3 protein-coding genes are annotated in these 25,241 nt (G+C 70.2%); all 3 read right to left on the bottom strand.

Annotation, left to right across the window (positions count from 1 at the left end; all coding sequences use genetic code 11):
- Window positions 1-3: 3 nt before the first annotated feature.
- Window positions 4-258, bottom strand: coding sequence for a hypothetical protein (locus ACZ6YV_RS26980; RefSeq protein ID WP_378246078.1), 255 nt, complete (start codon window positions 256-258; stop codon window positions 4-6).
- A 114-nt stretch (window positions 259-372) separates the two neighbouring features.
- Window positions 373-792, bottom strand: a complete 420-nt coding sequence (locus tag ACZ6YV_RS26975) for a hypothetical protein (RefSeq protein ID WP_465512256.1) — start codon at window positions 790-792, stop codon at window positions 373-375.
- Window positions 793-889: 97 nt separating this feature from the next.
- Window positions 890-25,090: a WXG100-like domain-containing protein gene (locus ACZ6YV_RS26970; protein WP_465512255.1), complete on the bottom strand. Its 24,201-nt coding sequence runs from the start codon at window positions 25,088-25,090 to the stop codon at window positions 890-892.
- Window positions 25,091-25,241: the final 151 nt, after the last annotated feature.

Here is a 25,241-nt window from a genome sequence, read left to right as displayed (position 1 = left end):
GTTTCAGGCGGAGGTGCGGGTCAGTTCCTCCCAGGTGATGTGCCCGAGCAGGACGTCCTGGATGGTGTAGCGGGGCCCGGGCTCGAACTCGGCGATGGCCGTGGCCGCGCCGTCCCGTGACATCCCGGCGGCCGCGGCGATCCGGCCGCCGAGTTCACCCGCGTCCAGGTCGCGGATGTCGTCGCGGGAGACGTAGACGGCCACCATGTCCTCTTCGGACCGGGCGGGGCGACCGAAACCTTGGATTCGTAGCGACACGTCAACTCCTTGGTGTCGAGCGGTTCTGCGACTCTGGAATCAGTAAACGCCACGCGTGCCCCGGTCACCATGAACAACCACCAGCAGAAGAACCGGAAGGAAAGTCCCGCCGGATCAGCCCGCGCTCCACACCGCCGTCCGCTCGGCGGGCGGCGTCAGGACGAAACCGACCGCGCGCTGGACGACCTCCGGCGGCACCGGCACCGCCGTCCCCCGCGCCCGGATGTGGCCGAGCAGGCCCGGTTCCGGTGCCATCCCGTGGCTTTCGAGGTAGTAGGTGACGGTGTCGGTCCAGATCCACGTGCCGTCGGTGAGGAAGTTCGTCGGCACGACCGCGGTCCGTTCCGGAGCGAGGACGTCGTCCAGCAAGGACGGCGTGACCAGGATCGGGGTGCCGCCGGACAGATACGCGACGAGCGCCCGCAGTTCCTCCGGGTCCTCGACCCGCGGGTGCTCGGGCGCGAACCCCGGGCCCGTTTCGGGGTCGACGACGTCGAACACCCTGGCCAGGGTGAACTCTTCCGCTGTGGTCACCGGGATACCTCCTGTCGACGAGCATGGTTTCGCGACCACAGCACACCGCACCAGGCCGCCGGGCACCACGCAGGAGTGGCGGCAGAACCACCGGCGGTCAGTCCCCCGTTTCCTGCTCGGCCGCGTCCGGCACCAAGGCGTCGAAGATGGTGTTCGACGCCGACGTCCCGGCAGGCTCCGGCATCGGATCGAAGCCCAGGCACTGGCCGACGGTCCACGGCGAGTTCTTGATGTCGTTCCACTCTTCGTGCCGGGGGGTCACCAGCGCGCTCAGGCGTTCCACCTGCCGCCGGGTGTCGAGGAACGGGCCGGACTTGATCCGGAACACCTGCCAGCCGCTCTGCTCGTACTCCTCACGCCGGGCGGGGTCCAGCAGGCTCCCTCCGAACAACGCCTCCTCCTCCGCGCTCGGCACGCTCCCGCTCTGATACTCGTCGAGCAGGGACTCCAGCCGGTCCGCCAGTTCCGTCCGCGGGTAAGACCGGCCGGCGCCGAAGTTGCCGGAGAGGGCGAGCCTGCCCAAGTAGCTCTGGTGGATGGTCGCGCGGTCGCCGCGCAACTCCAGATAGAAGGCGTGGTTCGAGCCCGCGCTCACCCGCACGCCGACGTCTTCGCCGCCGGTGATCACGGCCGCCAATCCGGCCACGGACGTCTCCGTCGTCGTGGCCACCGGCTCGTGGGCCACCTCGAACAACAGATTGGCCGTGTCACCGCAGGCACTCTTGAGGTCGCCGTCCGCGAGCGCGCGATAGGTCCCCGCCGCCGAAGCCAACGGATCCGCTTCGTAGGACGGCCACAGCACCCCGAACGGATCCATCGTCCGCATCTCGAGTTCGAACAGGTTCACCCCGAGGCCGTCCGCCACTTCCTTGAAGACCTGCGCGGTCACCGAAGGAGCAGCGTCGGACGGCGGCTCGGTCTGCCTGAGGCTCGCGAGACTGTCGCGAACCTCTCGCGGGTCGAGCCCGGTCCGCCGGTCCGGGTACGCGTCCGGATCCGACGTCACGACCGTGAGGCCGTGCTGCCGCGCGAAGTCCAGGACCCGCCGCCGGACGTCCGGGCTGATCCCGTCGTCGTCGATCCCGACCCCTTCACCGGGAATCGAGACGGCCTCGACGTCGCGGCCGAACCGGAGCCCGCCGTAGACGTGCACCTCCCACTGCAGCAGCCGCAACGGGATCATCCCGGTCATCCCCAGCGCGTTGTTGATCACGGCCTGGGCTCCCGTCTCGTCCCCGACCTTGAGCATGTCGGACATCATCCCGACGACGTCCGACCTGGCCGAACCCGTGTCTCCGACGGTGAAGTAGGACCGCTGCCGCACCTCCGGCTTCAGGACGAGATGGGTTTCGCCGTAGTATTTCGCGCCCTCGAATCCCAGCGTCTTCGCGTAGTTCGTGTTGACCGCGCCGAACACGGCCTGTTCGTGCGGGCCGAAACCGCGACGGCCGGTCTCCTTGTCGTCTTTCTCCCGGCGCCATCTCGTGTAGTTCTCGCCGCGGGCCGCGTTCACTTCGTTGGACAGCGTCCAGACGGCGAATCGCGGATCCTCGTCGAAAAGACGCCGCAGGTAGCGGTGCCGGTCCCGGGCGGCTTGCGCCACCCGCAGGCCGGCCTGTGCGGCGGCGTGGTCCCTGCTCAGTCCGATGAGTTCCGCCGCCGACTGCCGGGCGGTGCCCTTCGACGCGGCCTCCACCCGGCTCTCGATCTGCCGCACGGTGGCCTGGAGGCTGTCGATCTCGGCGTCGTCGACGGGATCCAGGGTCGGCAGGATCGAACTGTCGATGGTCCGCAGTCCGAGTTCGGCGGCGGTCAGGTACTCGGCGTCCGGGTGCATGAGCCTCGCCGCGGTTTCCTCGTCCCCGAAGAAGTTCGCGCCTTTGAACGAAATGGTGAGCGGCGCGGTCTCGAACCAGCGCTCGATGTGCCCCAGCACCTCTTCCGCCTCGTCGGTGGTCTCCAGCCCGGTCAGCCGCTGGACGCCCTCGAGCACCTCGGCCCGGATCAGCGTCCGGTCGGCGGGCTCCAGCCGTCCGGTGCGGATGTCCCGGAGATGCGTGTACTGCTTGCCGGTCAGGGCCGCCGCCGCTTCGGTGCCCGGCGGTGGCACATGCGCGACGGCGTCCGGGCGCCGCAGGCTCTGGATGCCCGTCTCGATCTCCGAAGCGTCGAAGGGGAAGGGCGACGGCGGCTCCGTCTGGTCCACTGAGGACGGTGGCGTGCCGGAGCCGGTCACGGCCTCCGTGGACACCGGCTCCGCGGAGAGCGAAGACCTCAGCGCGTTCAGGCGATCCTTCGCCTCGGCCGTGAGCGAGAGCTGCAAGTCGGCCCATTTCGGCGCTTCACGGGAGGCTGGGTCACCGGAGAGGAAGTCGCGAAGCTGCTTCGCTTTGGTCTTCTCGGATTCGACGGTCAGCGAGTAATAGGACGGGGAGATCTCCCCGGGGAGGTCTCCCAGATCGAACTTGCCGTTGGCGCCGGGATCGTCTCCCAGTCTTCCGTACCGGACCTCGCTCGTCGTGTAGGAGAGCATTTCCGCTTCGTATCGGGAAAAGAGCAGGTCGAACAGGTCCCGATCCGGCAACCCCGCCCGCTCGGCCATCGCGGCGATCCGCCCCGCGGCGGTGACCTCGTCGATGTCCCGGCGCAGCAAGGCGCCGAGCGGATCATCCGAAACCAGGGCGCGGGCGAGGCCGATCGATTCCGCCGAGACCGTGTTTCCCTCGGTGTTCCTGCCGAGGATCCACTGGGCGAAGATCGGCTTGAGCAGAGGGTCGTTGAACGACGATGACACTTCGCGCGCCACATTGTCCACAATGGACGCCAACGCCACGGCGTCACGCTGCCACCGGTCGTGCGTGGTGTCCGAATCCCGCCGTTTGAGGACACGGAGCACCCGATCGAGGTGCTCGCCGACGGTCTGCTTCTGCCGGATCCGGGCGCCGGGATCGGCCAGCACCAGGTCGACCAGCGGAAGTTGTTTCGACCAGTCGAGAACCCGTTTCGGCGGCCGCGTCACCGGAGGTTCCGGCGACCCGGCCGCCGGATCGGGATCCACCGTGATCACGGCTCGCCTTCGCGCCTCCGGTGACAGGCCTTTCCCTTGCGCCTCCGGCTCCGGAACGACGCGGACGTTGCGCGCGGGCAGCACTCCCGCTTCGGCCCGCAGTGCGCCCAGCTCGCGGCTGATGGCGGCGCGCAACGCGGCGACCGTCGCTTCCGCTCGCGCGTGGCCGGTCCGCGCGGCCTGCCCGATCCCGAGCACGGCTCCGTTGCCGGACCCCGCGACGTTCACCGCCGGTGCGGCCAGTCCGTCCACGCGACGGCGTACGGCCATCGCCGACACTTCCCGCGCTATCCGATCCACTGTGGACAAAGCGGCCGGGGAAAGTTCCTTGCTCCCCTTGTCGAAGCGGATTTCGCCCGCCGGCTGGTCGGCGAGCCGCACCGCGCCGTCGAGGCCGTCCACGGACTTCCCGAACGCGTAGCCGTCCGGCAGGGCCTCCGTTTCCTCCGTCACGATACGCGGACCGATCGGGACCGCTCGGCCGCCGGAGCCGGTGATGCGCACCCAGTTGCCCTTCGGCGCGACCACCGGCCGACCGGCCGCGTCCACCCCCACCTTCCCGGTCACCACGAGGTGACCCGGTCCGTCGGGATCGGTCGTGTCGGGCACGAAGTACACCGGGCCGTCGGGTGCGACGGCCTCCACGTCGATCCCCCGCGCCCGCAGCTCGGCCAGCACCTTGGCCGCGAACGACTCGCCACGGCCGGTACCGGTGCCGCACGACGCGAACATCAACGGCTTCTCGCCGTCCCACCGGCCCTCGTCCCTGGCGGTCACCAACAGTGTGGCGACGTCGGACGGGCTCAGCGGCGTACTCCCGGTTTCCGGGGCGCTGTGGACCGGAGCACCGTTGGCGTCCCCGTGCGCGAGAAAGGTGAAGTACCTGTCGTCCGAAGGCCAGCGGCCGACGACTCCGTCCAGTCGCGGGTCGGCCAGCCGGATCCCGCGGTTTCCCGCGAGCGGGATCGCCGGGACGTCACTCGCGGCGATCGGGTTCGGCAACACCGTGATCACGGCACGCCGTCGGCGTTCCTCCGGCGTCGCTCGCGGATCGTCGGGGGCCTCGGTGAGATCACGTCCCTTCGACGACGCCGCCACCCGGACCGTCGGAACACCCTCGGCGACGGGCTCCTGATCGGAGGCGACCTTGACCACCTGATCGCCGCCCTGGAGCCGGTTCAGCTCTTCCCCGATCTCGTGGACCAGCATGGCCCGGACCGCGTCGGCTCGCTCCTTCCCCTTCTTGACCGCACCGCCCGGTACGGCGAACGCGCCGTTGCCGTATCCGGTGACGGTCACCGCCGGAATCGGCAACCCGTTGGCGTTACGCCAGATCGCCGCTCTCGCCACCCGTGTCGCGACCGAGCGGAAGGTCTGCACGTCGGACTCGCGCGGCTCACTGGATCCCGTGTCGAACGCGACCTGCGCGGACCATTCGGTCGCGGCCCCCTGACCGCCCGAGACCACGAAGGTCATCAGGTTCGGCATGATGAACATGTCCGGGTCGTCATAGACCGCCCAATGCTCGTGGAACGAGTCGCCGGGCTCCTTGCTGTACGAAACGAAGTGCCAGTTGTCCCGCTCTTTCGGCCAGGTGGCGAGGTTGTACACGCCGCCGGCTGCCTCGTTGTAGGCGCGTTGCATCGCCGGGTCGTCCGGATCGTAAGGCTGGCCGATTTCCGCCAGGGCCCGGAGCTTCCTGACCACATAGAGCTTCAATTCGATCTCTGCGACCGCGGGCGACGAATTCGCCTTGGCCTGCTGCAGATCGGTGTCGAACCCGGCTTCGAGCATGTCCCACAGTCCGTCGTAGTGGGTCAGTGCCTGCTGGATCGCTTCATCGACCTTCGGCGTGCGAATTCGCGCCTGCGGCGAATTCTCCAGGGTGATGTTGAACCGGCCGTCCAGGCTGGTCGCGACGACAGCGGCGAAGTGATAGCCGAAGGGAGTGCCGTCGTTTTCGATTCCCTTCGCGAAATCGCGGCCCATCGAAACCAGGCCGTTCTCGTCGTCGAAGGGAATGGAATTGGCGCAGTACGCTTCCCCGACCGATGGCCAGGCATGCTCGTTGACACCACTGTCCTGGGCCGCCTGGTCGATTTTCGCCCGGCGCGCGGCGTTCGACAGCTGGTGACTCATCGCGCTGCCGTAGGCCTCCCCCGGGCGGGGCGCGCCCGGCCCGCCACCGGTCGGCCTGACGTCCTTGCCCACCTGCTTCGCCGCCCAGCGCGGATCCACCGGATCCGGCAGGTCCTCTTCGGCCTGTGCCGCCATCGCCTCGGCGAGGTGACGCACCCCGGTCACCTCGACACCGTTGGTGGTACTGACGTTCCCGACCGCGGCGCTTCCGTCCCTGCTCCTGAAGACCGCGATGTCCGGCAGCGCGCCAAGGACCTCTTGCGCCATGTCACGGCAGATATGGGACGGCTTGTCCCAGAATTTGACGGTCACCTTGTTCAGCCGGTGCTCGACTCCCCCTCGCTCGATCACCAGGACGACGTCTTCGTGTACTTCGAGACTGACGTTGCTGTCCGCCTGCAGCAACCCGGCCCGAGACGCGGCGACGACGTCGGGCACGGCGAAGAATTCTTTCGAGGACTCCGCCGCGCCCACCGCGATCGACAGGTCGTCGGCCACCCTCAAGGGGATGTGCTCCGACTCGACGTTCTCCTGATGCGGTACGACGAACGGGCTCGAGCGAGTGGTGACCGACAAGGACACGTCGGAGGGATACGTGAAGGCGGGCCCGGTCGCCGGACCGGTCCGCTCTATCCGGAACACCGTCGTCTCTTCGACCCGTTTCCGGGGCGCCCGGCGGTGCGCCGTCGAGATGTCGGAGCCGTCGATGCGAACCTCGTGCCGTCCCGGCTCCCCGTCCGGGTCACGCCGGACGGAGATGAGGAAGCTGCCCAGCAGGTCCTCCCGCTCCTGGTGGTCCAGATCCGCTCGCGCGGCCACCAGGTCCTCGAGCAGCTGCCACAACGTCTCTTCCAGGACATCGTTGCGGGCGGCGTCGAGGCTCGCGTCGCCGCTGCCGCCCGACACCTCGATCGAAGGCATCGGCACGAACATCTCCGGGCGAATCAGATAGGCATGGGCGACGTCCTCCATCTGCCGGGCGATCCGCCCCAGCCCGGCCAGCTGCGGGCCGGTCAGATCGACCGAACCCCCGGCGAAGTCGATCGTGACCGGCACCAGGAGATCGTCGTACTCGTGCGGATCGTCCTCGACCGAGGACTCGTCGCCGACCGAGGACTCGTCGTCCTGATGGGCCGACATGAGCGCGTTGAACACGGAATCCGTCTGCGAGCCGTCCAATTCGTTCAAGTCGTCCCAGAACCCGTTGTCCTGTGAGGCTTTCGTGGGCGCGCGCAATCCTTCCCAGTCGATCTCCGAGTAGTCCACAAGGGACTCACGCGTGCTGCCGGAGGCCGGGCCTGCGTCGTCGAGGGCGACCACCCGCGGTTCGCTCCCCGGAGCGAACCGGATCAGCGGTTCGCTGCCGTGCCTGCCGAGCCCGGCGGTGTCGCCGAGCGGCAGGGTGTGCGTGACGAGGTCGAGCAGTGGCGCGTCCAGCTCCACGTCGTCGGTCAGGACCGAGCCGGTGCCGTCCGGATGGCGGAGGTGGTGCGCGTCGGTACCGATCACCGGGGCCCAGCCGTTCGCGGTCTGTTCGTGCACGACGCCGCCGATGACCCGGTGCCCGGCGGGGAGGGAGTCCGCCAGCGTGGTGAACTCGGCCATCCGTTGCCGGTAGCGGTGCTCGATCCTTTCCCGCACCTGAGGCGGCAGTCCGGTCAGCTCCGGGAGCCGGGGTTCGAAGCGAGCGGCCAGCCCGATCGCCTGCTCCGGCATGCCGAGGTGGACGTCCCACGTCGTGACCGTGCCCGCCGCGAGCCCTGGCGACGCCGGTCGCCCGCCCCGGAGCAGCGCGCGGATCGTCTCCGGGTTCACCGGCCGCAGCTCGAACGCCACCCCCGCGGCGTCCGCGGCCCGCTGAAGCCCGGCCTGCGCTTCCGGACCGATCCCGAACTCCCGCTCGATCCGCCGCGAGACCGGTTCCGTGTCCGCGCCGGAGACCGTCGCCGGGATGATCGTGGACACGAGGACACCCGGCACGGTGTCGGAGGCGATCACCCGCACGCGGGCGTCCTCGCTCACACCGTGCCTGGTGAAGACCGTGCGCAGCCTCCGGACGACCGTCGCCAGCCGTGAGTCACCGCGTCGTCCGCGCACCTCCACCGGAGGCGGCGCCGGCTGCGCGGCGATCACCCCGGCGATCTCGTCCAGGTTCGCTTCGACGGTCTCCGCCACGCCGATGCCCTCTTCCTCCTGGCCCGTACCGAACGGCATCGAATCGGGGATGGACCGTTCGACCAGGAGCCCGTCCGGCGTCGGCACGACGTCGAAGCCGCCGGGGGCCTTTTCGAACAGCGGCGGGTCGTCGTCGCCGACGACCAGGTACGAACCGTGTTCGGTCACCTCGATCTCGCCCGCCGCGGCGAACCGGAAGCCCAGCCACCGGCCGTCACCGGTGACGGCGGGCAGGCCGTCCGCCCGGAAACCGATCCGGCTCGCCACGACCAGTTCGTTCCGGCCGGGCTGACCGTCCCGTCCCGGGGTGGACCACACCGCGGTGTTCCCCGCGTACGCGCGGGCGACGATGCCCTCGGCGGCGAGGCCGTGCAGCACGGTGGACACATAGCCCTCGACGTCCGGCGACCCGAGTCCACAAGCGACGAAACGCAGGGGTTTCCCGTCGGCCCAGGCACCTTCGCGGGAAAGCGTGGCGAGGAGTTCGGCCATCACCGCCGGGGTGATCGGCCGCCCCTGGAATTCCGGCGTCCCGCTCGGTCCGGTGTGCGCGACCACCGTGTAGAACCGCGGGTCCTCGCGCAGGCTTTCGACGGCCTGCCGCTGCCGCTCCCGCGCCGCCGGTCCGGTCGCGGGATCATCGAGCCAGATCCCGGAATCGTCGCCGAAGCGGGTCGCGCCACCCAGGACAGCCTCGGCCGGCGCCGCGGGCGGCTCGGCGGGGACGGGCGTTTCTTCGGGCCGGGACCGAACCGGACCAGGAGTGCTGGGCACCACGACGGCGTGGTCGTCGAACGTGGTCTGCTCGGCCGTGATCCCTTCGCGTTCCGCCCAAGCGGCGAAGGCGTCGAGCGAAAGGTAGTCGAACTGCGCCTTGATCGGGTCGCTCAGCACGAAGACGGGTTCGCCGTCGACCTCGGCCGCTTTGAGGAACAGGGCGTGGTCCACAGTGGACACCCGGACCCCGGTGCCGGACCGGACCCGCTCCCAGAACCTCGTGACCTGTTCGGCGGACCGCAGGCGCGGAGACACCGCCACCTCGCGATCGGACCACAGTGCTCCTCTGGTCTCCTCCCGCGGTTGAAGCGCGAGCTGCCGGGACATGGCCATCCGGAACGGCAGGTCCTCGATCCCCGTTTCGCGGCGGCTCCGCCGGTCGAACGCGAGCGGGAGCACGAAGGGGTAGTTCAGCTCCCACGCGCCGGGAACGACCTTCTTCGTGAGCACCGGCACCGCCGAGTCCCCGCCGGGGGCGAGCCAGATCACCCCGGCGAGCTTCTGCGCGACACGGCCCCATTCGGTGGTGAGCCGGGCCCAGTCCGCGCGTGCCGCGGCGTCCGTCCGGTTCGCCGCGAGGAGTTCGCGCGCACGGGTGTCCAAAACGGTGAACAGTTCGACGGCTTCGGCGACGCGTTTGCGGGCGAGGTCGCCGATCGTCCTGCCCAGCGGGTGATCGAGCTTGTCCAGCTGGGGTTTCGGGGTGGTGCGCAGCTGGTGTTCGACGGCGTCGACGACACCCTGCCCGACAGCCAGCAGCCCCGCGATCGTCGGGACGACACCGCGGACTTCGGTGATCGTGACCGCCGCCGCGCACGTGTTCATGAAGTGCTGCTCGTCGTGCCCGGTGACCGCGAACAGGCTTTCGGTCAGCGCGACGGGATTGTCCAGCAAGGCCTGGAACAGCGAGTTCTCCTGCAGGGTTTCGCGGCCTTCGAGGGTGAGGTTCGTCAGTCCCAGCCGCGCCAGCCGCCGTGGCAGCTCCTCCTCGGACCGGTAGGCGATCCCTTGCACGGTCGACCGGTCGGCGGTGAACGGATCGCGCCCCGCCTCGACGTTCACGGCGAGATCGACGAGGACCTGCTGGAGCCGGTCGATCGTCAGCGGCTGCAGCACCCGGCGATCGCGCACGGTCGCCAACCGGAACCGGGAGTTGTCCGGGACGTCCTGCTCCCGCGACGGCACCAAGGACGTCACCAGCAGCGCGTCGTTCACCAGCGACCGCACGTTCGCCCGTGTCACCGGATCGGCGAGGTTGTCCAGATTCCGGTCGATCCGGCTCAGCGCGGCCGAAATCTCGGCCGAACCGAGGACCGCGTCGAGGTAATTCTCCAGACGGCCGCCCTCGGCCAGCTGTGACAGCTGGTCCAGGCGGAGGCCGAGATCTTCGGTCGCCAGGTTCGGCAATCCGTCGAAGAGCGTGTCGTAGCGATCGGCGAATCCGCCGGTGCCGGGAAGCCGGGCGCCGCCGGGCAGCCGCGGCCGGTCCCGGACCGAAGTCTCTTGCCAGTCCTGGAACGCCTGGTCCAGCCTGCCCGGATCGTTACCCCAGGCGCGGAGGTCGTCGGTCGCCCTGGCGACGCCGTCCCGCGCCGCTTCGAGCACGGTTTCGGAGTCCGTGAAGCGCTCGGCGTCCCGGGAGCTTCCGCCGTGTTCGAGACGGGACCGGAGTTCGGCGTGCGCCGCTTCCGCCCGGCTCAGCTTGTGGCGCACGCCGAGGAGATTCGCCCACGCGTCGCTCCGGGTGGCCGGGAATCCCGTGGTGGCCGGGCCTTTCAGCTTCGGCCCGGGATGGCCGTCCGCGTCCCGGTCGAGGATGTCGTTCCAGCTCGCCGCGTCTCGCCGCCAGGCTTCGGCGAGAAGAGCGCCCGCCGTCGGGGGCGGCACGATCTCGACGGGGGTGGTGATCTCGTCACGGGACTGCTCGAACGAGTCGCCCGGTTCCGCCAGCAGCTCCCAGACCGAATCCGGCAGCCTGACCGATCGGACGTCGTCGCCGTCCCGCCGCTGGTAGGTGATCGTCCGGACCTTGTCCGCGAGGCCGGGGTCGTCGACGACGGTCTTCAACGCCTTGTGCCACACCAGATCCGGGTCCGGATGCTGCCGTACGAGCGCCTCGACGGCGGTCAGATGCAGGTCACCGTTCCGCTCGCGCAGCCCGCGGGTGAGGGCCTCGACGACCTTCTCGGCGTGTTCGCCGACGGTCCTGATCCACAGGCCCGGCGCGATCTGGTCGGTGACCGAAAGCGGGTCGACCTGGCGCAGCCGGACCTCCGACGGCTCGTGCCATTCGGCCGCCCTGCTGACCTCGACGACTTCGAAGGTCGAGCCCGGCGGCAGGATCCGGGTGCCGTCCACCGCCACGGCGAAGGCGTCGTCGATGACGAACGCGACGTTGCCCGATTCGCCTCCGGCGACCAGCAGCGTCGGTTCGGTGACGAACCGGCCCTTCCGGAAGGCGTCCAGTTCCGCGGCCGAGCGCCAGGTGTTCACCGTGATCCGGGTCCGGTCCCCGGCCTCGCGCAGGGCTCGCCTCCGGGCGGACACGATCTTGTCGCGATGCGCACGGGTGTCGCGGCTCGCCAGGTCCGGCGCCAGCTCGCGCGCCTCCCTGACCACCTTGCTCAGGGTGAGCCGGTCCTCGAAGTTGTCCGCCGCGGGGCCGTCGCCGGGGAAACCGGTGAACGGCGCCGCGACACGAGCGGGCGTGCTGCCGATCTGGCGGACCCGCACGCGGAGCTTGCCGGCCACCTCCTCGACCTTGAGCACGTCGAAAGTGGTTCCCGGCGGGAGCAGCACCTCACGTTCTCCGGACCGGTAGGACGCCGAGTGGATGAAGGCGGCGTCGTGGACCAGCGCGCTGACGACCACCTTCCGGTCCTGTCCGAAAATGCCGTCGTCCTGCATCGCGCGGAAGAAGCTCCGGTCGGTGAACCGCTCCCCCTCCTTGAACAGTTCCTTGCCCTCCGCGACGGAGAGGTACATGACCCGGGTCGCCTGCCCGGTGTGACGGGCCGGGAAGCGGGTGACCGCGGACGCCAGCAGCCGGGACAGCGACGCCGCGTATCCAGGCCCTGTCCCGTTCTTCAGGTAGTTGTCGATGGCCGGGGAATGCGAGTGGCTGTACGCGCGAACAGCGGCCAGTTCCGCTTCACCGACCGACGCCAGATGCGGGTTGTCCTTCAGTACCTGGGGAACCTGACGCAGGTAGTCCGCCATCTCCTGCTGGGAAAGGAACTCCTGTTCGTCCGCTTCGGAGGCGAGGAAGCCCGGTTCGTGCTCGGTGCCGCCGGGCGGCCGCTCGTCCGGCCGAGGGTCGTCGCCGACGAGTGCTTGGGCACGGTCCGAGAGCAGCTGGAGGTTGCGGGGTTCGAGGACGACGTCGCCGGTGACGGCGGCCGCGGTCATCAGGCCGGGCCCGGTCGCGACCCGGCCCGCGCCGTCGGTGTGCTGGAAGACGGGCGCGTCCGCCGAGTCGACGAAGTACTCGTCGTACAGGCCGAGGAAGTGCCCGAGCTCGTGCGCGAACTGGACCTCTGTCCCGTCCGAGGGCCAGTGTCGTTGGTCGGCCGGGGTGCCGGGGCCGGTCACGAAGACCGTGCCGTGCGCGTCGTCGCGGTCGGTGAAGTCGACCTCGACCATCAACTGGTCGCCGCCGGGCAGCCGGTAGCCCTGGTTGTAGTACTCGTTCACCCCGGACCTGACCCGGGCCTTGAAAGCCGCGATGTCCACTTCGGACTGTCCGGCGCCGTCCAGTCGCAGCCGGACGGTGTGCAGCCGCACCGGCACGGGTTCGTCGCCTTCGCGTTCGACCGTGAACCGGCGCAGGTCGTACCCGATCGTCGCCTGCCACGGCCGCCCCGAACGGCTCAGCCCGCCGTCTTCGGACCGGACGGTCACCGGCGGCGTCTCCCGCTGCGAAGGCCCGGCGTCCAGGCGGGTCACCGGATTCGCGACCCGGTGCTCGACGGCCACCGCCGGATCCGCCGCCCGCCACCAGTCCCGTGTCGCGCCTTCACGTGTCCACGGCTTGCCCGCCGGACGGGTCACCGAAAGCGGCGACGCGCCGACAGCGAGGCGCACCACCGGGTCGGCGGGCACCGGCGCGGCGAACAGCAGGGCGACGGCCCGGTCGGCGGCCGCCGTCAGTTCCTCGGGCGGGGAGTCCGTCCGCTTGGCGATCTCGCGGTGGAGCCGGTTCAGCGTCGCCGACGGGCGGACCGCGTTCCGGTCCTGCTCGGCCGCCGCGAAAGCCCGCTCGTACGGGCCGGAGGCGGCGAACAGGGCGTCCGCGATCGCCTCCGGATCACGCATGAGGTCCTGGAAGAGCGGATCCGCGCGCAGGGTTTCGGCCACGACCGGCGGCGTGTCCATCAGCACGAGTTCGACCAGCCTGCGCGGCAGCGGCGCGTTCTGGTCGTAGTCGAGACCGCGCCACGGCGAGCCCTCGGCGGTGAACGGATCTTGTCCACTGTGGACGATGGAGGCGACCTCGGACAGCACGGTCCGCAGCCGTTGCGGCGTGATCGGCTCCAGGACCGTGTCGCGGGTCGGCGCCAAGGCGGACAGCAGCACGGCGTCGTTGGCCAGTGCTCGCACCCGACGTGAGAGCAGCCGCAGCCGTGAACTCTCCTCGATCGACTCGGCGGCCCGGGTTTCCAGCTCCCCGAGCGCGTCATTCAGCTGGTCCAAGGCCAGGTCTTGCTCGGGACGCGGTGTGAGCTCGCCGGTCCCCGCCAGCCGGGAGAACTCGGCTAGAGCGGTGTCGAAGTCCTTGTCGGACAAGCGGAAGTGCGGGAGGCCCGCCGTGGCCGCACGGTAGGCCGCCACGACGTCCGCGGCCGGAACGGGGTCGGTGCGGCGCACCGGAGCCGCAGGGACCGGGCCGATCGGGAAGGGCGCGTCGTCCGGCGGCCGGACCGTGATGTGCGACGCGCCGCCGCGCAGCGTGCGCTCGAGGTCGGTCGGTCCCTGGACCCAGCGCCCGGCGTTCGGCGCGGGCGCGCCCAGGACCGCCGAGTACACGTCCTGCACGAAGGTCGTGCAGTTGTGGCTCGTCACCTTGTACTGCCTGCCGGAAAGCGCGAGTACCCGCTCCAGCCCCCGGATGACGTCGTTCGCGCTCACCAGGTGGTCCGCGGTGTACGTGGTGGGCTTCTCCCTGGCGGGGCCCACCTGGACCGTGCCCGGCACGGTCGCCCATCGCGGCGAGGGAGGATTCTCCGGCGCGAAGTCGATGAGCGTTCCGTCGCCGAGGGGGTCGTGGATCTCGATCCACGCGTGGCCGGTGTACTGGGCGCTCAGGTCCCGGTGCCGGGTCTTCACCTGGAACTTGAACACCGGCCGGTCCGGGTTCAGCAGCCGCATCCGGTCGAGGGCGCCGGGGAGACCGGTCCGCATGAAGTACTGCGCGACGGTCCGCTGCTGGACCACCTGCGAGAGGGTGGCCTGGTCGGTCAGCCAGTTCTGGACCGACTGTCCCGGCGGGACGGTCCCGCCCTGTCCGTCCTGGACGAACGCGACGATCGCCGAATCTGCCCTCGTGTCGTCCTGCTGATAGGTGATCGTGATCGGCCGGTATTCGAGGACGACGCCGTGCTCGACCGTCGCGGTCCGCAGGGCGGTGCGCAGCCCGGTTTCCAGGTTCGCCCTTCGCCGGTCCGCCAGAGCCGCGTCCTGACCGCGTTTCACGACGATCTCGATCCGGCGGCCCGCGACCGGTCGCGTGAGCAGTTCCTGGGCCAGGGACCGCACGAACCCCTTGAAGGCGGCCGGGTCGACGGCGTCCGAGTCCCCGGGGAACGAGATCTTGGCGTGCGGGTCGAGCAGTTCGACGTCGTCCAGCTCCGCGATGCCGCCGACTGCCTCCCGCAACTGCCTGCCGAGATCGCCGGGGCCGGTCACCAGCCAGCCGGCCGACGGGGCGGGCGTACCGGTGGCGCGTTCGAACAGCCCGCCGGCGAAATGCAGCGAGTTGAACGACAAGGTCTGGTGCGGGGTGCGCAGGTTCCGCAGCGCGTGGTCGAGGGCCCGCAACGTGCCTTCGGCGGAGATCCACACCTCGTAGCTCGCGGACGCGGTGTGCCCGGTGCCGCCGAGCCGCACCGCCGGGCCGCCGTCGCCGCCCGCGTGGAACCCGATCGTTTCCCGGTCGCCGGTCGGCAGCACGAACTCGGCCCACACGTGGCCACGGGCGCCGACGAGCGGGGAAAGCCGCGGTGCGGGCGTGCCAGGGTCGACCGAAAGGCGCAGCACCGTGTCCCGGTCCCGTGCCGTGGACAGCGGCAGATGCTGATCGAGGTAGGCGAGGAGCGGGGACGACGCCCAGAGGTTCGGGTCCTCGCCGAGTTTCGTTGCCGTCCGGGACAGCCAGGACGTCACCGTCTCGTCCGGCAGGAGGCCGAGTTCCGAGCGGAGGTCGCCGTCGTCGGACCGGACGAGCGCCATGGTCACCGAGCGCCGCCGCGCCGAGGGGTCGTCCGACAGCAGCGGCGGAAGGCTGTTCCGGGCGGCGGCGACCGGTTTGACCACCAGGGACGCCTCGGACAGCTGCAACCGCAGCGCCTCGGCCACCGCGTTCGCCCTGGCGAGCGCGGTGTCGGCGCGGCCGACGATCGCGTTGCCGTGGCCGGTGACCTGGATCCACGGCGACGGCAGCGACGGGTCGCGCGTCGTCATCGCCCCGGCCGCCGCCGGTGCCCAGGCGGCGAACCGCCCTGTCGCGGCGAGCGCTTCGTCGTCCAGCGCGCGTGATCCCTTGGCGAAGCTGACAGCGGTGTCGACGACCGGAGCGGCCGTCTCCGTGGTCGTTTCCGTGACGTCTTCGGGATGCTCGGCGATCTCGACGAATTCGCCGTCCTTGTCCACATTGACGCCTGCCAGCGCCTGGACAAGGTTGATCGTCTGGGTCGGTGCGTACACCGTCCGGTGGTGGCCCAGTGTCTTGAGCTCGCGGCGGAAGTCGTAGCCGCCGCCACCCGGCTCGTTCCGCTGCCCGGATTCGCACGCCAGCAACACGATCGGTGCGTCGGGCCGGGTTTCGAGGGCCTGCCGGAAGTCCGGATTATCGAGGGCTCGCGTGGCGAGGTCGGCGCCGGTGATCCGCCGGGGGAAGACACTTCCCTCCACCTTGATCCGGAACCGGTCCGGACCGGCGTGGAGGTAGAGGAAGATCGGCTGCTTCACGAGCTCTTTCGAGGCCCACGGAGCGGGCCTGCTCACCGAGCGGGGCGCCTCCGGCCGCGCCGATTCCGGCGGGTTCTCCGGTCTCGGGCTCAGGCTGCTGTACTCGACGACGGGCCGGGCGCCGGTCGCGCCCGACCACATGCGGGCGACCACGTCGTCGTTCTTCTTGCTGGGGAACGCGATCCCGACGGTTTTGCCGCCGGCGCCGGTCATGGTCTCGACGACGGCCGCCCTGGTGGAGCTCTCCGGCGCGGGCCTCGTCGGCGTCCTCGTGTCCAGGTCCCGGGTCGCCAGGTACTCCCCGCCCGCCGTCCGGACGATCCGGACCGGCCGCGGCCCGGCGGGGCCGTAAGCAACGTCGTCCCCGGTCTCGGTGACGACGTGCAGCCGGACTCCGAAGGCCTCGGCGATCTTCGCCACTGTCGTGTTCCGCAGTGTCGCGCCCAGCTCCCGCAGTTCCGCCTGGCGTGACGGCGATCCGGGCGCGATGCTCGCCGCGATCGCGGCGAGCAGGTTCCCGGTGACGGGTTCTCCCCCGACCGGCACCACTGTCTTGTCCAGCCGGGAAAGGGTTTCCTGCTGTGCTTCTGTCAGCCCCGGATGCACCGGAACGCTTGCTGTGGCGAAGAAATCGGCCGACGGCGACAGCGCGACGCGCACCGGCTCACCGTCGTCGGGACCGAGCGTGACCGTCCCGCCGTCCTCGGTCAGCAGCTCCAACCGGACGTCGAGCGCGACTGCGACCTCTTCCGGGGTGGGTTCCCGCAGTGTGGCGCCCCGCTCCCGCAGTTCCGTTTGACGCGCGGGGGAATCGGGCGCGAGCGTCCGGGCGATCGCCTCGACGAGGTTCGCCCCCAGGGTGTCGCCGCCGACCTGGACGACCTCCCGGTGCTCCTGGCCGAGGGTGGTCCGCTGCGCGTCCGTCAGCCCGGTACCGGGCCGGGCACCCGGCAGCGGGTCCTGGCCGGGGTCGGTGAGGCGATCGCCCGGGCCCAGCTGGCTGTGCAGGACGTGCTGGATCATCCAGGCGTGGCGGGGCATCAGCTTCGGGGTCACGCCGGTCTTGACGACGTCCTGGCCCATGATGCTTCCGTCGCCGGTGACGACACCGGTCGTGCCGTCGTCCTCACGGCTGAGGAACACCCGGTCCTTGTCGTGCTCCTCGTCGGCCGCGCCGAGGTAGTGCAGCAGCTCGTGGGCCAGTTCCTCCGGGGTGGCGTCGGATCGCCAGGTGGTCTGGGTCGTGCGTTCGTCGTCACCGGCGACGACGTCGTACGCGCGGTACCGGGAGTTGACCGGCCGGTCGCTCGTGAACTCGATCCGGACGTGCAGCTGGTCGCCGTTCGGCAGGCCGTGGCGTTTGTTGATCAGCTTCTCGACACCGGCCGTGGCACGTTCGCGCAGCTGCGCGAGCTGCTCGTCGGTGACGCCGCGGCCGGAGACGAGGTTGATCGGCACGGTGAACTCGGTGACCGAGCGCCCGTCGACCTTGAAGCGGCTGACGCCGTACCGGATCACGCCGTCGTAGCGCTTGTCCTTCCCGGTCCGCACCGTGGTGAGCACGTCGGCGGTCTCGGTGGCGACCGAACGCCTCGGCGTGGTCGCCCGCAGCGGCTCCCACTGCGCCGGGTCGAGCGGGTTCGCCACCGAGAACCAGGGCGCGTCGGTGGCCCGGCTGTGCCGCCACTTCTCGTCCTCGGGCGAGCCAGGCGGTGCCGTGAGCCGCGCGAATTCGGCGTCCAGCGCGCCTTTCGCCAGCCACCAGGCATCCTGTTTGGCGTCCACGAAGTCGAGCCACGCGGCCTGCAGGACGGCCTGGGTGCGGATCAGCTGCTCCGCCGCGGCGGCCCGTTGCTCCCGCGCTTCCACAGCCGTGGCCTCGGCGGTGGCCAGGGTTTCCCGTTGCTCTGCAAGTACTTCACGCACCAGGTCACGCCGGAGCTTCGCGTCGACCCGTTCCTTCCGCAGCCGCCGGACGTCGTCCAGTGCCTCGGCGAGCTCCTGGTTACCTTCGACGAGATCCACCCGCTCGCGTGCCGCCGCCAGTTCGGAGGAACGGACCTGGAAGTCGCGGGCCGCGTCGGCGGCGCCACGGGCGAGGTCGTCGAGATCGACTGTCCTGGCCCCCAGCCCGGCCAGCACCTCGTCTGCGGCCACGGCCACCCGGTCGTGGTGGAGCTGAGCGGCTTCGGCGAGGTTTTCGGCTTCCCGCAAGGCATTCTCGGTCTCGCGGGCGTACTTGTGGTGCCGTTCCTCCAGTGTTCCGGGACGACGGACCCGGGCAGCGTCGACCGTGGCGTTCCAGTCGGCGACGGCACCGAACTTCTTGACGAGCTCTTCGGCCCGGCGGCGGTGTCCCTCCGCGCCGACCTCGGCGTCCCGCCACGCCTTCGCGGTCCTGGTGACCCTTCCCTGCCGTGCCTTCAGAACACGCGGCGTCTTCTGCCCGGTGACGTCCGCCAGTCCGCCGATCGGCATCCGCACGTCCGCCGAACCGGGCAGCGAGACGTCCACGACCTCGGTCCGGCCGTCGACCTTGACCACGATCCGGTAGTCCACGTCGAAGCGCACGAGCGCGGTCCGTCCGACCGGTTTGAGGTTCGCGACGGCGGACACGGTCGTACCGTCGACAGTGGCGTCGGCGGGCTCGCTGGTCCACCGCGCGTCGACACCGGTGACCAGGCCGCCGACGTTGTCGTTCTCGTTGACCGGCGTGACCGTCGGTCCGGTGAAGCCCATCTCGCCCGCCTCGGCGACCTTCCGTTCGGCCGAGCGGGCCGTCGTCGAGTTCTTCGGGTTCTCCAGGTTGACGCCGTCGCTCAGCGCGATCGTCCGCGGTTTGCCGAGCCTCGCGTGCACCTCGACGTCCGCCCGCTTGCCCCGCAGGACTGCCGCCTCGCGCAAAGCGGGCACGGGCAGGCTTTTCCCGGTCATGGCGGGCAGGAACGCTTGCAGCACCTGAGGACTCAGGCTCGACCAGAGCGCGTTGACCGGGGCGGTGCCGTAGCCGGTGATCCCGTTGTCCGCCCCGGCTTTGGTGAGGGTTTCCCGCACGACGTCCCGCAGCCGCGCGGCGGCGCGCACGGATTCGACCGACGCCATGTCCGGCAGCTTGGTGACACTCCCCCGCCGCCAGTTCTCCAGTGCGGCGGGGGTGGCGTCCTCGACGGACAACGGAACCGGATCCGTGTCCTCGCCGGTGCCCGGGTTCCTTTCGGGACCGACGGTGAGGTTGTCGGCCAGCAGCCGGATGCCGAGCAGCCGTTCACCGGTGCCGGCCGACGCGACGGTTTCGCCGTCACGCCGCACTTCGAGGGTGAACTCGATCGGCACGTCGAACAGCCCGGCGGGCCCTGTCCCGGTCCGCAGCTGCGTTTCCTGTTCGGTGCGGACCTCCGTGGTGCCGGTGACCTTGACGGCGCCGATCCCCTTGGCGACCGCGCCGCCGACCGACGTCGTCGTGGCACCGCCGTCTTCCTGGTACTTCTTCTGCCCGCCCGCGCGCACCGCCGCCGACCACGCTTTGGCCGTACTGTCGGTGTGGATGGTCCGCACCGCGCGGACGGTGCTGTGTTCGACGGCCCGGCCGTCGTTGACCACTTCGCGGAAAGCCGGATCCCCCAGCGTTTTCGCGGTGAGCAGGACCTGGTAACCGCTGTCGGTGAACAGTTTCGGCAGATGCGTGTGCAGCGGGATCCCGCCGTCCAGCGCGCTGTCCACCAGCCCGCGCACGCCGTCCGGCGAGACGAGACCGGTCAGCCGCGCCCAGTTGTGCATCGCGTCGTTCAAGGACACGCCCGGCAGCAACGGGATCTTGGCCTTGGCCAGCTCCGCGGACAGTTTCGGCACGAGATCGGACAGGTCGGGCAGCCGTTCGACGGCGCCCAGCCCCAGCGAGCCCGGCTTCCCCGTCGGCAGCGTCGAAGGAGCCGTGAGCCGCTCGTCCCGCTCCCGGGGACCGGCGGGTTTGGCGGGCAGGAGACCGTGCTCCCGGGCCTGGTCTTCGGTGAGCCACACCTGAACCGCGCCGGGAAGGTGGACCGAGCGGGCCGCGACCCTGGCGTCCGGGCGGATCAGCGCGGTCTGCTGCCGCGCCTCGGCGAGCACGGTGAAGTCGACGTCGAACCGGGCCAGCACCCGCGGGGTACCGGCCGCCGTGGTCAGGTTGCGGTCCACGACCGCGGAGATATCGAGACCGTCGGCCTTCGTGGTCGTCTTCGACCACGGTTTGCCGGACAGGCCGCCGGTCGCCGAACCTGTCGGATCGCCGGCCACCGAGCCGGTGACCGCAACGCCGGCGGTGACCACCGGGCCCGTGCTCACGCTGGTGCCACCGTCGAACCGGAACCCACCCGAAGTGGACTTTTCGGCGGCCGCGTCGTCGGCCATCCGGACCAGCGTGGGTTTGCTCAGTTTCGCGTGGACGCCGACCCTGCCCACCCGGTCCGCCAGGCGCCGGGAATGGACGAGATCGATACTCATCACGCCGTGGGTGAACGACCGCAGCGCCGCCTTGATGTTGTCGGTGCTCAGCATCGCCTGGACGCTGGTCCAGGCGTCGCTGCCGGGCAGGGCGAGCGCCTTGTCCCCGTCCGAGGCCTCCACCAGCGCCGACAGCGCGGCCGAGCCGACGTGCCCGGTGTTGGCGATGCTCTCCACCCCGATCCAGTCGCCGACCGCAGGCGCCGGGAGTTCCTGGAAGTGGCCGGTGATCGACCGCGGCGGGGCGAGCTCGCGGACCCGCGGCGCGCCGGGCGCGATCTGGGCGGCTTCGGCGGGCAGGGTCAGGCTGTCCGACATCCAGAGCGTGAAGTTCGCCGGGAGCGGGACGGACCCGTCTTCGCTTTTCTCGGGGGTGGTCCAGATCTGGCGGACGTTCGGCACCTGGAGACCCGGGAGTCCGGGCAGCATCTGCCGGACCGTCGCGTTCAGCCGGGAGAAACCGGTGATCGAGACGACGAACCGGCCCTCGTGCTCGAAACCCTCCGAATCGGCGCTGCCGATGTCGAGGTCCGTCGACTCGGTGACCGGGCCCGCCCCGGTGCGGGTGCCGCTGCTGCTGCCGTACTTCGCCGAAGCCGTCGCTGTCGCCCCGAAGGTGACCTTGCCCTCGGGTCCGGCCGTCCAGCCCTTGGTCGTCGCGGAGGAGGCGCCGAGTGCCGGGCCGGTGGTCGTGGCGTTGCGGATCACGCGTCCGGTCGCCCGCCCGACATGCCTGGGGGACTTCGATTCCAGCCGCACCGTGACGGTGATGTTGTCCTGCCAGAGGACACCCTGGCGTTTGAGCGTCACCGACACCCCGGTGCCCAGCAGCGCGTCCAACCGGTTCCGCAACGCCGGCGGCGACAGCACGGCCTGCAGGCGGTGTTCGTTGGCCAGCATCTCCAACGTCCGCGCCGCCCCCGCGCGTTTCGTCCGGGTGCCCTTCTCATCCCAGTCGGGCAGCAGATCCTTGTACTGGCCCGCCTCCCGGAGTTTGCCGCGGATCTCCGTCAGCACGGCGTCGGCGCCGGTGAACCCGCCGACCCGCACATTGCCCGCCGCGAGCCCCGCGGCCAGATGCGCGGGCGGGAACTTCTCCGTCGACGGCGGCGTGATCCCGTCGCCGGTGCCGTCCGGGACCGGCAGGCCCTGTTCGGCGGCTTCGGCCAGGCCCACCCGGGCGTAGACCGTCGCCGTGGTGGTGGTCTCCGCGCCGTCCAGCGCCTGTACGACGATCTCTGTCTCGAACCGGTAGAGCCCGATGTCGCCCTTGAGCTGGACCCCCGACTTCACTGTCGACGTCCGGCCGGACACGACGGTGTCCACCGTGCGCGCCGAATATCCGCCGCCGGCCCCGGCCGCGATCTTCGCGCCGTTGACGCCGCCGCCACCGCCGAACGCGACGGAGGCGTCGAACCCACGTTTGGTGAAGGCGGAAACGGTCGCGCCGGTGGTCGCGGATTCGTGCAGCCGGAGCTGGGTCCCGGTCGTGGGGCCGACGAACTCGGCCCTGGTCAGCACGGCCTTCATCCGCACCGCCCCGACCTTGCCGCCGTCCGCGCTGAGCAGGGCGGGAGAGCTGACCCAGCCTTCCAGCATGGCACCGAAGTTCTCCCGGATCCCGGCGTTGCCGAGGAACGCGCGCAACGCGTCCCGGCCGGGGGCGCCGAACGCGGTGACCGACCGGGGCAGCAACCTCGCCGTCCCGGTGAACACCTCGGCGAGGTCGGTGACCGCCTCGGGCACCGGATTCCGGAGTTTGCCCCCGACGTCGGCGGTCAGCTCTTTCGCGGCAAGCCCGGTCGGCGGCGTGATCCGGACCAGGTCGTCCGGAAGCCGCACGGTGACCTGTCCGGGAACCGGCCTCGCCCGCTCCTGACCGGTGACTTCGGCGCCGCTTTCGTCATGGACGCTGACGGTGAATTCGACGTTCAGGCCCACCCGCCGGGAGCCCTCCCCGGAGCGGATCGCCCGCTGGTCCGAAGTGGACACCGAAACAGTCTGGGTCGCACCGGGTGCCGCCAGCGCGACCTTGCCGCCGACGGTGAGATACGGGCCTGTCGGCGCCTGGACGGTCACGGCCGTCCCGAGGTCACCGGCGCGGAGGACGGCGAGGTTCTCCGCGTTCGAAGTACCGCCCTGGACCGTGAGATCCGCCTTGGTCTTCTCTCTCGGTTCGCTCACCACGTCGCCGCCGAGGGCGGCCCGGATCCGGACCTCCCGCCAGCCTTTGTCCGTGCGGACCGGGAAATACAGGCCGCTGAGCGCGGATTCGAAATCGTCTTGGACGGCGTTCCTGATCGCGTCGAGCTGATCCGGTCCGGTGCTGGGGAGCAGCCGGGCCAGCTCGTCGCGGAGCCCGGCGGTCCCCTCGAGTGTGAGCACCGGCGCCGAGCCGAGAGCCTGACCGGCGGCGAGGAACGGCGGCAGATCCGCGCGCGTCATGTCCTGCTCGTTCTTGGCGGCCTCGGTGGTTTCGGCTGCTTCGGTTGTTACGGTTGTCTCGGCTGCTTCGGTTGTTTCGGTGACTGTTTCGGTGGTGGCCGGGTTCAGTGGGCCGTCGTCGCGTGCGTCTTCCTGATGATGCTCGAAAGGGTCTTGCCCGAACGGTTCGCCGAGATCCAGTTCGATCGCGGGTGCCTGAACTGCCGGGGCCTGTTCGTCCGAGGTGGTGCGCAGCGGAGCGGGACGGGTGCGTGGCCGTTCCTCTTCCTCCGGCTGTCCTTCGTGCGCCGGGGTTTGCTCGTACGCGGGCGGCGCGTCCTCGACCGTCCCCGCGTCGGAGGTGGTCCGTACAGCGGTGGGCGCGGAGTCTGTCTCTTTGACGTCCCTCTTACCGGGGGAACTCGTCTTGACGTCCGACGGCTGCTTGGTGTCCGAAGTGGACTTTGGACTCGACGCCGTCTTGGCTTCGGAAGTTTTGGTGTCGGAGGTTTTGGTTTCCGTGGCTTTGGGGTCGGCGGCCTTGGCTTCAGGAGCCGTTTTGGTGTCCGAAGTGGACTTGACGTCGGTGGTGGGGGTCGTGGGCGTCGTGGTCGCCATGTTCGGTGCGGCCGTCGGAACATCGCCGAGCGGACCCACACCGCCGAACTTCTCCTTGAGCGACGTGACCGCCGAGTCGAGGGCGCGTTCCCCGATCCCTTCGAGTTTGTGGCTGACAGCGCCGCCGACCACACCACCGGCGAAACCCATCCCGTATTCGGCGGCGGACACGGATTCGCCGTTGAGGGCGGCCATCGCGGCCTGGCTCATCACGCCGGAAACGCCCTCGAAGAGGAAGGTCGTGCTGAACTCGACGGCCTTCGCGAGCATGTTGCCGCCGAGCCGGTCGGCCACGTTCCGGGTCAGCACGTCCGGCACGTGGTCGGTGAGCAGGCCGACCGCGTCCTTGCCCAGCTTGTCGCTGTGCGGTGCGAGCACCTTGCGCAGGCTGTCGTCGAACACCCCGCTGCCGTCCAAGCCGTGCTTGCTCCAGTTGTCCACGAAGGTGCGCGCGTAATCCCGGCCGAGTTGCCGGGCCGCGTCGTCCCCGAGGGTCTTGCCGAACGCGGTGCCGAACCTGTCGGCGACTTCATCGCCGAAGCCGTCGATCGCCCGCTTCGTGAACGCGGACGCCGGGTCGCTGAGCTGCTTACCGGCCCGGTCGGTGAGCGTCCGGCCGATGTCGCGTACCCAGTTGTCGGCGAGTGCCTCCCCGCCCGGCAGTTTGAGATCCTTGACCAGTTTCAGCAGATCGTCGGTGGCGATCTTGCCGAAGTCCTTGCCCAGCAGGCTGCCGAGCTTGCGGCCCAGCTTCTCGCCGAGTTCGCCGACGGCCCCGCCGAGCAGTCCGCCGATCGCCCCCGAGATCGCCGTCTGCTTGGTGCTTTCGTCGTCCCATTCGGTGCGTTCCCGTTGCAGGCGCTGCACGGCGGCGTCGATGATCAGCCCGCCGGTGATACCGATGAACATCTCGAACACGATCGCCCGCACGAGCATCTTGAACAGGACGAGCAGATAGCCGCGGGTGAGGGCGTAATGCCAAGTGAGGTTCGCGAGCGACGCGCCCGCGGTGACCGAGGCGAGGGCGTACTCCATCGCGATCTCGTAGGCGAGCAGGAAAAGCTGGCCGATCGCGGAGAACTTCGTGTACTCGACGTCCAGCGCGACCTTGCGGCAGCCGTCGGCGATCCCCTTTGTGCCCTCGGCGAGCTCCCCCAGCAGGTTCGGTGACCCGCCGGTGAGCGGCTTCATGCTCTTGTCGAACGCCTCGCCCGCCTCGGGCATCGACAGCTTCTCGTCGATCGCGCGCTTGACCCTGGCGATGTCGTCCGGAAGCTCGTTCAGCAGTCCCGTGACGGTGTCGTACTCCTGCGCCGCCCGCCGGAACTTGTGCTGGTTGGCGGCGGGCCAGGAGACGCCGAGGACTTCGAGCAGGGTCCGCGCCCACTCCGGCACGTCGCCGAAATCGCTGCGATCGACCTTGATGGGCACGGACCACCTCCTGACCGGTTCACCGAGGACAACGCGGCCCGGGGGCCGAACGGTTCACCGGGACTCAGGCGCCCCGGTGACCGACCGGTTCACCCGGGCAGAGGCGTCGCGAAAGCCACTTTCGGGACATCAGACGTCGCGAAAGTGGCTT

The organism is Amycolatopsis sp. NPDC102522 (genome assembly GCF_055584485.1).
This window is presented reverse-complemented; position numbering and strand designations above follow the sequence as displayed.